This window comes from Zavarzinia aquatilis (assembly GCF_003173035.1).
GTDB classification, from domain to species: Bacteria; Pseudomonadota; Alphaproteobacteria; order Zavarziniales; family Zavarziniaceae; genus Zavarzinia; species Zavarzinia aquatilis.
In genome coordinates, this window is record NZ_QGLE01000003.1 from 242,747 (window position 1) to 256,704 (window position 13,958).

Sequence of the window (13,958 nt, forward strand, 5' to 3'; positions counted from 1 at the left end):
CCGGTGCACGGGCACCGGCCGTTGCCATGAAACTGCCGTTGAAAATTCATGGAAGCGCGCTGAAATCCGCAGCATTCGCGTGCGCTATCTAACGGCTTGAACCTGCGGGGGTAGGGCGTCAGATGGTTGTTCGGGGGCGTGTCGGGGCCGGTGTCGCCGGTGGTTTGCGCGGGGCGGCCGGGCTGCGGCGGGCGGGGCTTCTCGCCGGGGCCAGCATCATTGCCCTGCTGGTCGCGGGGTCGGGGGCGGAAGCGCGCGACATTCTGGCCGGCCCGTTGGCCTCGCCCATCGCGCCCGTTTCGTCCCAGCAGGCGGCCGTGACCGCGGCGGCACAGGCGGCGGCCCGGCGCGGCCGGGATTCCCTGGCCCGCACAACCCTTGCCCTCGACGCCATGCGCACAGCCCAGGCGGCTGCGCGCGACGCGGCGGCGGCGGTGCGCGGTTCCGTGCCCAACGGTGTCGGCCTTGGCGGCCTGAAGCCGGTCGATGCCCCGAATTCGACGGCGAACGGCCTGACCGACTGGATCAACGCCGAAGCGCCGAAGCAGACGGTCGAGGGCGGCCATTACGACGTCACCATCAAGCAGACCGGCGGCCGCGCCATCCTGTCGTGGGATACCTTCAACATCGGTCGCGAGACGACGCTGACCTTCGACCAGCAGGGCAACAAGGACTGGGTTGTGCTGAACCGCGTGGTCGGCGGACTCGACCCCGCGACCGGGCGGCGCGATCCGGCCAAGGCGGCGGCGCCCAGCCAGATTCTCGGCTCGATCAAGGCCGACGGAACCGTGCTCGTCATCAACCAGAACGGTATCCTGTTCTCGGGGACGGCGCAGGTCGACACTCACAGCTTCATGGCCAGCACGCTGGAAATCGGCCGCGCCTACGATGTCGGCAGGACCGATCCCCGCACCATCGCCGACCGCAATGCCGAATTCCTCGCGTCCGGCCTTCTGGGCTACAACGATACCAGCATACAGGACGGCGCCACCTTCTCGGCCCAGCGCGTCGCGGCCGACGGCACCACGCGCAATGAAGCGACCGTCGAGGGGACGATTGCGGTCGAGGCGGGGGCGATCCTGAAGGCGGGCGCCGATGGCCTTATCCTGCTGACCGGCCCCCGGGTGGTGAACAGCGGCCATCTGACGGCCAATGGCGGTCAGGTCGTGCTGCAGTCGGGGCGCGAGGTCCTGCTCCGCCGCTCGGAAGGCACGGCGGCCAGTCTCGATCCCAATATCCGAGGCGTCGTCGCGACCAGCGTGCGCAATCTGGGAGACCCGGACGATTACGTCCTCAACACAGAGACCGGCCTGATCGAGGCGGACCGGGGCAATATCACACTCGGCGCCTTCGCCGCGGCGATCAACGAGGGGATGCTGGCCTCGACCACCAGCGTATCGCGCAACGGCTCCATCGTGCTTTCCGCGGCCGATGTGAAGCTGGCGCCGGGCTCGATCCTCGCAATCGAGGCGGATGCCGATTCCGACGTCATTCCGCAGGACGCGGACTCCATCGCCGCCTTCAAGTCGTCCAGTATCTTCATCGGCAATCGAAACGGTTACGGTGCTGCGGCCTTCGATCCTTCCGCGCGCATCGAGATCGGCCGTGACGCCCTGATCCATGCCCCTGGGGCCGATGTCAATATCGGGGCCGTGGCCGGCCTGGCCGGCGCCGACGATCGTCAGGGTCAGGGCAAGTCCCGGGTCTTCATCGACACGGGCGCGACCATTGACGTCGCCGGTCTCAAGGACGTCCTCGTCCCCCTGTCTCGCAATGTGCTCGAGATCGGTCCGCTGAAGGGCAACGAACTCGCCAATTCGCCGCTGCTGCGCAACGGCTTCCTGAATGGCGAGACGATCTATGTCGACCCTCGCCTGTCGGGCGTGCGCGACGATGGCGTCGCCTGGATCGGTTCACCCCTGATCGACGCCGCCAGTTATTATGCCCAGGTCGGTGTCGGGGTCGCGGAGTTGATGACGACGGGCGGCACCGTCGTCATCGGCGCCCAGGGCTATGCCGGCATGGGGGCCGGCGCGCTGGCGGGCGATGTCACGGTAAAGGCGGGTGCGATCATCGACGTCTCGGGCGGCTGGCTGCGCCATGCCGGCGGTACGGTGCGGACCACCCGTCTCATCACTGCCGATGGCAAGCTGGTCGACATTGGCGATGCCGATCCCGACACGATCTATGCCGGCATCTACAAGGGTTTCACCCTCGATCAGGGGCGTTGGGGCAGCGGTGGAACCTGGATGTCTCCCCTTTCCGGCGCCAGCCGGACGGTGGCCGAATTCACCGAAGGGCGCGATGCCGGCGCCGTCATCCTGAAGGCCTCGGCCATCGCCTTCGACGGCACGCTGCACGGCGAAGCCTTCGCCGGGGACCGCCAGCGTCTTACGGCCGTCGCCGGGAGCGCGGACACCTCGATCTTCGGGGACACCCGCCACCTCCAGGCCGCTGGTTCGCAATTGCCCAGTGGTGCCTTTCTGCATTTCCAGCTGCTGACCGATACGACCGGCGGTGCCGATGTCGCCATCGTCGCGGCCGGCGAGGACAGCGATCTGGCGCCAGGCTTCGCCTATGGCGAATCCGTTTCCGTCGCGGCGGACGGCGGTCTTGTCCGGCGGACAGGCGGCAATGCCTCGCGTTTGCCGGGCGAGCGGCGCGCCACGATGACCGTCGCGGACAGCCTGCTGTCGGACAGTGGTATTGCCCAGGTTTCCATTCACACCTCGGGCGCCATCACGGTCGAGGCCGGGGCCAAGGTCGGTCTCGTCGCGGGGGGTGTCTTCGACGCGCTGGCCGGGCGGACATTGAGCGTGGCGGGCGACATCGTCGCCCCGGGCGGACGGATATCGCTCGAAACGTTCAATTCGCGCGGCCTGAGCGAACACGCCTGGGGTGGTTCCGCCTTCGCCGACAAGGCCTTGGGCGATACGCTTGGCGACTATGACATCCTGGTTTCGGGCACTGTGTCGACGCACGGGCGTTGGGTCAACGATGCTGGCCAGTTCGTCAGTGGCGGCGACGGTGGGGCCTGGATCGACGGCGGCGCGATCTCGCTCTATGCCGCGCCGGATATCGCCATCGCCTTCGACCGGAACGGCAACCGCCTGACCCAGGCCGCCTATGCCGATCCCGACGACCCGGCGGCCCCGCGCAGCGCGACCGACATCAGCGGCAGCATCATCGTCGACGCGGGCGCCACGCTCGACGTCTCCGGTGGCGGACGGGTCCGCCCCGATGGCAGCATCGACACCTCGGCCACCGGCGGCGACCTTGCCCTTGTCAGTGAAACGACCTATGGCCAGCTGGGGACCACGACCTCGGGCCTCGCCGGTGGGCTTTCCGGGTTCCGGGTTGGCGGTCTTGTCTTCACCGACAGCTCCGGCAATGAAACGCCCTATCTCACGCTGAACCCGGATCGTATCAATGCCCATGTGGCATTCGACCCGGCCTCGATCCGTGCCCACGGCTTCGCCGGTGGCGGCAGCTTCGCTCTCACCGCGCCCGCCATCGCCTTCGGCGAGCCCGAGACGGCGGGGGTAACGGCATTGCCTCTCGATTTCATCCCGCGTTCGGGCTTCGGCGCCTTCAGCCTGACGTCCTACAAGACCGCGCTGCTGGCCAATGATTTCGCCGACCGCAAGGGGGGCACCAATGCCCTCTTCGCGACACAGACCCTCGGGGTCGGCCCGGGCGAGGTGTTGAATCTCAGCCAGTCGATGTTCCCCGCTTATCCCGACGCGGCGACCGCGGCACGATTGCGCGGCCTTGCCACTGGCGGCGATCTTTATGGCGTCGTGATGCCGGCGGTGCCGGAAGCCGATTACGATCGCAAGGCCGTCGACCTCACCCTGGGCGGCTTGATCGAGCTGCACGTCGCGGCGGGGGGGCGCATCGTTGGCGCCGCCGGGGCCCATCTGACGGTGCCCAAACTGTTGAACGAGGGCAGTATCGTGCTGCCCGGCGGCACCATCACCCAGAGCGAGGCCTTGCCGCTGATCTATGGCGGCGACGGACTCGCTCATGGCGTGCGCGACCTTGCCGACGCCTTCTCCTACAACGCCGCCGGCCGGATCGAGAGCGAGACGCTCAACACCCTCGGAATCACCGACGAGGACGGCTCGCTGCTGACCAATGGCCAGCTCGCCGGCCGTCACGCGCTCTATCTCCTCGGTCTCCTTGACGAGGGGGAGGGGATCCGACTGGCGGAGGGTAGCGTCACCGATCTGTCCGGTGCCGTGATCGTCAATCCCAGGGCAACGCTGGGCGGCGATGGCGCCATGATCCGCGACGGTCGCGTGATCGCCGGCGGCACCGTCGAGGCCCTGGCGTCCCACGCCCTCGCCGGTCTGCCGTTCAGGGCCAACGAAGCCCTTCTGCGCGAATTCAGCGTCGACAATGGCGTGCGTTACGGCCTCTTGCGCACGGAACGCGGCATCGTCGTCGACGGCGGAGCAAAACTGGACATTTCGGGCGCCTTGGGCCGGCTCGACCAACGCGCCATCGACGGCCGCGTGGTGAACGGCCGGGGCTATGCCCTCGTCGATGTCTGGAGCGAAGGAGGGACACTGTCCGCGCCCGGTGGGTTGACCATCGACCGCGCGGCCGAAATCGACGCCGCGGGCGGCGATCCGCGGGCCCTTGGCGGTATGCTCGAAGTCTCCGATCTCGTCCTTGTCGAACATGCCGGCACCGACATGGCCCCGGGCACGCTGTCAGCCGATCAGATCGAGGCCGCGGGTTTCGACACGCTGCGCGTCTTCGGCAGCGTCGCGGGCCAGGGCGACGTCTCCCTGTCCCTGCGCCGCGCGTTCCTGCTGGAAAGCCGGGATTATGCCGTCGATCCACGCTTCGACATCAGCGACGCCGCGGTGCGCGACGATTATCTGCCGACCGTCGCCAGTCTTGGCGGCAACCTGAGCATCGAGGCGGGTTACGTCGGCTTTGGCTCCGGCCTGTTCGACACGATTGCAGCCCCGGCCGAAGGACGTGGACGCGGTAGCGTCACCTTCCGCGCCAGAGCCATCGACGTCACCGGCGCCCTGCTGGTCGATGGCAGCGTGTCGCGCCTCCGCCTCGAGGCAGACCAGGATATAAGGTTGATCGGCGCCCGGCCCTGGCAGGCCCTGCTGCCGGCCAACGAGGCGATCCCCACCACCTTGCGCGGTCAGATCGCCGCCGCCGGCAATCTCACGCTGGTCGCCGGCCGGCTCTATCCGACGACGGGCACCGATTTCGCGATCACCTCTTCCGTGGCGGGCGGAACGATCGAATTCGGGCGCAAGGGCGACGAGGCCACGGCCCCCCTGTCGGCGGGCGGCAGCCTGACGGTGCAGGCCGCGAACATCGTCCAGGGCGGCGCGATCTTCGCGCCCTTTGGCACCATCGCCCTCGGCGGTCACGACGCCTATGTGACTGGCGGCGACGATGGCGAGCCGGAAAGCATCTTCGCTCCCGCGACGGAAAGCGTTACCTTGCGCGCCGGCAGCGTCACCTCGGTCAGTGCCGGCGGCCTGTCCATTCCCTATGGCACAACGACCGACGGCACCGAATGGTACTTCGCGCCGACCGCCACCGATCCTCTGACCGCGGCGCCGACCGGCACTCTGCATGTCGCGGGCGACGACATCGACCTCGCGGATGGGGCGAACATCGACCTGTCCGGCGGCGGTGACGTCTTCGCTTATGAGTTCGTTCCCGGAACCGGCGGTTCCTACGACGTCTTGTCGCGTCTGAACGGCGATGCCTCGACTGGCAACGGCGGGCTGCAATATCCGGATGGCCGGCAGGTCTATGCCATCGTGCCCGGCCTGTCGGACGCGCAGGTGGCGGCCTATGATCCCATTTATGCCGCCGGTTACGATCTTGCCTCGGGCAGCGGTGTCGGCAAGCGGGTTTGGCTCGATGCCGCGCCTGGCCTCGCCGCCGGCTGGTACACGCTGCTGCCGGCCCGCTATGCCCTGCTGCCGGGCGGGATGCGCGTCGTCGAGCGGACGGAGGCAACCACTGTCGCCGCCGGAACCGGCATCGCCACGCCTGACGGCACATTGGCCGTCTCCGGTCGCTATGGCGATACCCTGTCGGGGACGCAATCTTCCACCGTTCATCTCTTCGATGTGACGCCGCGCGAAACGGTCATGAACCAGTCGCGTTATACAATCACCGAAGGCAACAGCTATTTCGCAGAGACGGCGACGCGCGGCGACGGCGCCGCGCCGCGACGCGGGATCGACGCGGGTCGCCTCGTGCTCGACCCGACGGCGCGGCTGATCCTCGAGGCGGCGGTGGCCGCCAATGCAGACGGCGGCGGCCGCGCGGCCCAGATCGACATCGGTGGCAGCGATATCGTCATCTCCGCCGGTTCCGTGGACGGCGCGGCCGCCGACGGCATTGTCCGTCTGTCGGCCGACCGCCTGACCTCGTTCGGCGCCGGCAGCCTGCTGATCGGTGGCATCAGGACCGAGGCGACGGATGGCACGACGTCGATTGACGTCACCGCGCGCAGCGTCCTCGTGGCGAACGATGCGGACCATCCCCTGTCGGCGGCCGAGATCCTGCTCGTCGCCGGCACCGAAGTGGCGGGCCGTGTCACCGTCGCCAATGGCGCGGCGGTTCTGGCCAGCGGCGGAGATACCGCCATGGACACCGGCGCCTTCGTGGTCCAAAACGGCGAGGGTGGCGCCTTCCTCCGCGTCGCCGATGGTGGTGAGCGGATGATCACGCGCCTGCGGGGCGCCGATGCCGGAGCCCTGCCAGGGTCGCTGGTCTCGGTTGGCTCGGCCCATCTCGCGGGTCGCTCGGTCGCTGTCGATTCCGCGGGCGAACTCGTCATCGCCGGTCGTGCCGCGATCGAGGCGGATAACCTCGTCCTCGGCGCGGGGGCCGTAACCTTCAGCGACAAGGCACGGGGCACCGATGGTCTCGTGGTGACGCCTGCCCTGCTGGCTCGCTTCGCGGCGGCCGGCCAGCTTACCATCCGGGCGGATCGGGGCATCGCCTTCGACGACGGGCATTACGACCTCGGCAGCCTGCGTCTCGACGCGCCGGCCCTGATCGCCCGCGAGGGTGGATCGGTCGCCCTGTCCTCGAGCGCGCTCGTCCTGTCGAACCAGACCGGTGTGACGCTGGGCGCCTGCGCGACCGACTGCGGCGCGGGTCAGCTCGCCATCGACACCGGCCGTCTCGACATCGGTGACGGCACCATCCGCGTCCTCGGCTTCGAGACGGGGGGGGTAAGTCTTGTCGCCCGCGACGGCATCTTCGGCGCGGGCGACGGCGGTCTCGATGTCGGCATGGCTGACCTCGACATCCATACGTCCTTCATCGGTGACGGCGCCGTTGCCGCGGCCATGGCGCTGTCCTCTGGCGGGCGGGTCACCATCGTCGGCGATGGAGCGGATGCGCCCACCGCCGTAATGCCGGGCTCTTCCTTGAGCATTGTCGGCGATACCATCGAGGTGACGGGGGCCACCCTGCGCGCGACGGCGGGAACGTTGAAGTTCGACGCCATCTCCGGCATCCGGCTGGGCGATGGCGCCGTGGTCGCGACGCAAGGGTACGACCAGCGCTTCGGCGATGCCGTCGACAGCGTGCTGCAGGCGGCGCCAGCGGGCAGTCTCACCCTCGCGACGAAGACCGGCGATATCGACCTCGGTCCGGGCTCGCTGGTTTCGGTTGGCGCCGGCGCAGGTGCGGCGGGTCGCCTCGTGCTCTCCGCTGCCGGGGGTACGGTGAATTTGGGCGGCGCGCTCGACGGTCGCGGCCGGACGTCGGGTGGCAGCTTCAGCCTCGACAGCCTGGGCGGATTCGATCTCGCCCTGCTTGGCGCCAGCATCGGCGCGCGCGGCTTCGACGGTGCTTTCGATATCCGCACGCGGACGGGCGACCTGACGTTGCGTGCCGGCGAAGTTCTGTCCGCGGGAAGTGTCCGTCTGACATCGGACGGCGGCCGGGTCGGTATCTGGGGCACCATCGACACGTCCGGCATTTCGGGCGGCGATGTCGCCCTGTTCGGTCGGGACGGCGTCCTGCTCGCCGATGGCGCGCGCATCGACGCCTCGGCGGACGGCTATGGCTCCGACGACAGCCGTCAGGCGGCGGGGGGCGACGTGCTGCTCGGGACCCTGGGCGACGGCTCGATCCGCGTCGAGCGGGGCGCTGTCGTCGATGTCTCGGCCCATGGCATGGCGCGCACGGTCCCGGTCACCCGCAATGGCGTCGCCTACGCGCTGGCGGTACCGGCGGATCGGGGCGGCACCGTCACCATCCGCAGTCCCCTGATCGAGCAGGCAGGTGCCGACACGGTCAGGGTCTCGCTGGAGGATGCCGCTTCCCTCGTCGGCGCCCGCGATATCGTGCTCGAAGCCTACAAAAGCTGGGATCTGGGCCAGGTCGCGGCCAGCGGTGATTTCGCCGGTGTGACGCTCGATGAGGCAACGCGAACGGTTACTCTCGATGTGACCGACGATCTCGATCCCGCGAAGGAGGACGGCTCACGCACCAGTCTGCGCCGGGTGAATTTCCTTGGCGACGAGGGACCGGGCACCCTTGCCGATTTCGTGCAGAATTTCGATGTCTCTGGCGCCTATGCGGTGCTCGGCGGTCTCGCCGGGGCCGATAATTTCCACGCCCGGCCGGGAATCGAGCTGGCTTTCGACGGCGCGGTCACCCTTGCTTCCAGCTGGAATCTCGGGGCAGGCACGGTGGACGTGACATCGGCGCTGGCGGCGGGCCTGATGACTCGCCTCGGCGGCGGCTACAGCCGGATCGCGGCGGGCGCCGAGGCCGGGATTTTCGCCGGCTACACTCACATGATCTATCGCACCGGCGGTGAGGTGCACGGCGAGGCTCCGGCGGTTACCTTCCGGGCGGGCGGCGACCTTCGGCTCGAGGGCAGCCTGACTGACGGCTATTTCTCTTACGAAGCGCCAGTTCTCGTGACGACCGACGCAGGCGCTGGCGATGGAAGCGGCCAGCCCTTCCAGTTTGCCTTCCAACGCTTCGGCGGTCTCGACAGCCTTGGTCTCTACTACTACGTCTATGGTTTCAATTCTCTCGCCAGTGGGGCGCCCTATGTCATTCTGGGCGGGGACGGCGGCGGCGGGGGAGGCGGTGCCAGCATCGAACTCGGTTACGATCCGTCGGCCAACGCGCCGGACGCGAAGACCGGCGTCGACACCCTGTCCTACATGGTCGCCTTCCCCGACCTGTGTGCCGATGGCACCTGCGCGGTCGCGACCAGTTCCTACAGTCTCGTCGCGGGCGCCAGCCTCGGCAGTGCGAATCCGCGCGCGCTGGAGGCCGGCAGCCGGGCCGGCATCACCTTCAACCCTTATCGTTCCTACAGCGGCATCGAAGCCTCGGCGACGGCAGGACCGGTGGAGATCGAGCTTTATTTCGATGTCGGCAACAATGATCTCTTCCTCGGCAGTGCCTTTCCGGATGAAGAGTCCAGTTTCGTTACCGGCTCGGGTCTCGTCGATGCGCTGGGCGCGGATACCGTGCTGGAAATCGACCTGTCGTGGGACGCTGCGGATGATGCATCCGGCACGCATTCGCGCGAAGCCTGGGCTGCGTTCATCGACGCGCTGGACAATGGCGGCGATCCCGAGCTGGCGGCACTGATCGACCTCTATGGAATGCCCGATATTTACGGCGACGGCTATCTGTCGGGCGCGGCCGCGGTGCTGCAGTATTGGGTGGTGCATTACATGGCGGCGGCGGTGTCGGCCGACCTGCCGGCCTATTTCACCGCTTTCGGCCTGCCGTCGCCCTTCGGAGGAAGTGGTGGCGGTAGCGGTGGCGGCAGCGAAGGGAGCATAGCGCCCGGCCTGGCCCGGAACGTGGTGCGAACCGCGGGTGGCGGGATCAGTCTCGACGCTTCGGGCGATATCGCGCTCCACGATCCCGCGTTGGCGTTGCCGACCTATTCCGCCATCGACGGCACGGCCTATAGCCTGGGCGGGGCGGCCATCTATACCACGGGTCGCGACGCGGTGACGGCAGGCGCCGGGCGTTATCTGTCTGATGGCGGCGACATTTCCCTCAATGCCCTCGGCAATATCATCGGCAGCCGGATCGAGGGGCCCAGGGCCGGGCAATCCTGGCTGACCGGCGCCGTCGGCATGGCGACGGATCTCGCGGTGGCGAAGCCGGGCGACGACGGTTTTACCGACGGGGTCGCCACCCTGGGCGGTGGAATGCTGACAGTTTCAGCGGGGGCTGATATCGTCGATCTCGTCCTCATCGCCGGCGGCAGCGCGAAAACCGGGACCGGCGAGGCGGGCGCCAGCACCCTCGTCACCTTCGGGGGCGGCGATCTTTCGGTCGTGGCCGGCGCGGACATCCTGGGCGGACGCTTCGACGTCTGGTCGGGCCGGGCGAGCATCCACGCTGGCGGCGATATCGCGGCCGCTGGCACCATGGTGGCGCCCGATGCGACCGGGCGTCTGCGCGCGCTCGAGAACAGCCTCGGCCTCCGCCTGTTCGATACCACGATCGACGTGTCGGCCCTTGGCGATATCGCGCTGCAGGGCATTGCCTCGATCGCGGCAAAGGGGCCGGGCGCCAACGGCGCCTATCTGCTGGACGATGTGAATGCCTATGGTTTCACGACGGAACGGGCCGCGGTCGCGCTCGTCGCGGGCGGTGACCTCAGTTTCGCCAACAGCGCCGGCTTTGCCCTGGTCAGCGATCTGCAGCCGAGCGCCAGTTTCAACGCGGTCTGGCCGGCCAGTGTCGCGGCGGTCAGCCTGCGCGGCGACATCGACCTCGCGGGGGAGGCCGGCGCCATCCTGATGATGCCCGGCAGCCGGGGTAACCTGTCGCTGCTCGCGGGCCGCTCCATCGCCGGGGCGAGCATCGCCATGCTGGATGCCGATCCGGGGCTGTTGCCCGGCTACTTCAGCGACTTCGCGCTGCAGGGCGCCGTGCTCGGACAGGGGCTCGCCTTCCGCTTCCCCTCGGTCTTCTCGAGCACGAGCGACAGCGCGCGCGCGCGCCAGCACAACGGGGCGATCACACATGCCGGCGACGGCGAGCCGGCGCGGGTCTTTGCCGGCCTCGACATCGGCGCGGAGGACGGAGGCCTCATCCTCTCCGTCGCCGAGCAGGCCCGGGTGGCTGCCGGACGCGACATCGTCAACATGATGTTCTTCGGCCAGAATGTCGAAGGCGGCGACATCACGCGGATCGTCGCCGGCCGCGACATTACCGCGACGACGCGCCTGGTCGCGCCTGCTTCCGGTTTCTCCGGGCCGGAGACGATCGTGACCGAGCTTCGCCCTGCGGTTCTCGGCAATACCTTCGTGATCGGCGGCCCGGGCAGCTTCACGATCGAAGCCGGCCGCGATATCGGCCCCTTCCTGAATTCGGCCGAGATCACGGCGATCCGCAATATAGGCGACGCCAGGCTGGCGGCGGTCGCCGAAACCTATGCCGGTGGCATCCTGTCCGTCGGCAATGAATGGAACCCGTCGCTACCCGAAACGGGGGCCGACATTTCCGTACTGTTCGGCGTCGCCGGGGGCGCGGATTTCGATGCCTTGCGCGACTACTACGTCGATCCGGCGCGTGTCGCCGCCCTGCCGGGCGTACTCGTCGCCGATGGCGGTCTGCCGCTTCATGCCGCGGGGCTTGTCCAGTGGCTGAAGGCTCACCGGCCCGAGGCGCTGATCGCGGCCTATGGCCGGACGGACGTGAGCGCGGCCGAGGCCTATGCGGTCTTCGTTGCCTTTCCCGCGCTCGACCAGCGGCCGTTCCTGACCTCGCTGTTCTTCGAGGAACTCGAAGCCTTCGCCGATCCGGACAGCCCGTCCTTCGGCGACAGCGGGCGCGGCTATGCCGCCGTGAACCGCCTGTTCCCGTCGGGCCGCGGCTATACCGCCAACGGCGAGGCCGGGGACGATTTCGCGGCCCTGCGCGACCTGCTGACCCTGAAGGGATACAGCGACGATCTTGCCGCCGGACTGTCCCGGCTCGCGGGCGACGGCTATGCGATTTCGCTCGCGGGGGCCGATTTCGCCGCGCGGCTCGTCGATGGCCGGTACCGCAAGGTCGTCGACAATGCGCTCGTCGATCTCGGCGAGGCCGAACAGGCGGCATTCGAGGCCAGCGTGCTCGCGGCCCTCGCCACCGGCGGCACCGGGGTCGACAGCATCGTCGCTCGCCGACAGACCGGCGATCTCGATCTGCGTCTGGCGACGCTGCAGACAGCACGGGGCGGCGATATCGCCATCTTCGGCCCGGGCGGGCGGGTCATCGCGGGCTCGACCGTGCGCACCAGCGAACAGGCCGCGCGCCGCGCCTATGACGGCGGCCGGCTCTATGCCGGCAATGCCGACAGCGCCAATTTCCTTTCGCCCTTCGCCGCCGTGATCGAGACGATCCCGACCGGACTCGAAGGTGTACTGACCCTGCGCGGTGGTTCCATTTCCAGCTTCACCGATGGCGATTTCCTGTTGAACCAGAGCCGTCTCTACACAAGGGCGGGCGGTGACATCGCCATGTGGTCCTCGAATGGCGACCTGAACGCGGGTCAGGGGCCGAAGACCACGGCCAATGTTCCGCCGGTCGTCGTCAAGGTGAATCAGGATCTCTTCGTCGAGGAGGATCGCGCCGGCTCGACCAGCGGCGCCGGCATCGCCGCCTATCCGACGGAAGAAGGCGCCGAGCCCAACGTCTATCTGATGGCGCCGCGTGGCACGGTCGATGCCGGCGACGCGGGCGTCCGTGTCTCGGGCAGTCTTTTCGTCGCCGCGCAGCATGTCGTCAATGCCGACAACTTCCAGGTATCGGGCGCTTCGGTCGGAACGCCGGTGGTCGCAGTCGCCGATGTCGGCGGCCTCGCCGCGGCTTCGGCGGCGGCGACGGCCGCGACCGAGGCCGCGGGCGCGGCCGGGCCGGGCGGCAGCGGCGGCGCGGCGGCGACCGACCAGCCGTCGATCATCACGGTCGAAGTGTTGGGTTATGGCGGCGGCGACGGCTGCCCGAAAGGTGTTGGACCGGACGGCCAATGTCGCTGATCGGCGGCGGTCTCGTCTTTCAGGTCCTGCCCGCCCTTGGTTTCGCCGATGCGACGGGGGCGGCGCAGGGCATGGCGACGCTGCTGGAGCGCGGCGGCGCGGTGGGCCGCCCGCCGGCCGCAACCGATCTTGCCGCGCTGCATCCCTTCATGCTGGAAGGGGTGACGGGATTCGTGCTCCGGACCCGGGCACCGCTGGCGCTCGAATGCCGGCCTTCGAGTTACCTTCTGTGTCTCGCCCCCGGGGCGGCGGCGCGCGTTGGCGATGCGCTTGTCACGACGAGGCAGGCGCTGGTCGCGGTGCCTCATCGTGGCTATACCGTCGCCCTCGATGAGGGGGGGATGCTGATCGCCGCTCTCGTTCCGGCGGCGGTCATGGCCGATCTCTCGCGCCTGATGGTGTCAGCGACGCTCGAAGCCTTCGGCCCACAGGGCGTTCTGATCCTGCCGTTGACACAATGGCCGTGGCGGGGACTGCGCGGGCTGACCGCCCTGTTGCTGGCCGGGCTCGGCATTGCGACCGATCCCATCGGAGGTGAAACCCCACGGATGGGCGGCGACGCTTCGCCGTCCATTCCCCGCCATGTCAAGCGGGCCGAGGACTATCTCGCCCGCCACATGGCCCAGCCGGTGACGGTGGCCGAACTCGCGGCCCGGGTCGGCGCCAGCCCCCGCTCGCTCAACCGCGCCTTCCTGCGCTTTCGGGGGGTGACGCCATCGCGCTACCTGCAGAACCTGCGGATCGAGGCGGCGCACCGGCTGCTGTCGTCGGAAGAATGCCTGCTCGATCTTCGGCAGGTCGCGGCGGAAGTGGGCTTCGGCTCCTACGCCCCCTTCTGGCGGGCCTATGTACGCCGCTACGGCAAGCCGCCTTCGCTGGGGCGTCGACGGGGCGGCGTGGCCCAGTCCGACTGACCTGAAAAGAAGAACGGCC

General features: G+C 68.7%; 2 protein-coding genes. Both read left to right on the plus strand.

All coding sequences use genetic code 11. From position 1 onward, the window contains the following. Nucleotides 1-122: 122 nt before the first annotated feature. Complete coding sequence (locus DKG74_RS07450; protein ID WP_109904256.1) at nt 123-13,025, plus strand: filamentous haemagglutinin family protein; 12,903 nt, start codon at nt 123-125, stop codon at nt 13,023-13,025. Further along, the gene (locus tag DKG74_RS07455; RefSeq protein ID WP_109904258.1) at nt 13,016-13,939 is read left to right on the plus strand and encodes a helix-turn-helix domain-containing protein; all 924 of its coding nucleotides are present in this window, start codon (nt 13,016-13,018) and stop codon (nt 13,937-13,939) included. The genes DKG74_RS07450 and DKG74_RS07455 overlap by 10 nt, the downstream gene beginning before the upstream one ends. Nucleotides 13,940-13,958: the final 19 nt, after the last annotated feature.

What these genes read in the sequence shown, in the direction of transcription:
- DKG74_RS07450 (WP_109904256.1), top strand. Translation starts at nt 123, where the DNA reads ATGGTTGTTCGGGGGCGTGTCGGGGCCGGTGTCGCCGGTGGTTTGCGC.
- DKG74_RS07455 (WP_109904258.1), top strand. Translation starts at nt 13,016, where the DNA reads ATGTCGCTGATCGGCGGCGGTCTCGTCTTTCAGGTCCTGCCCGCCCTT.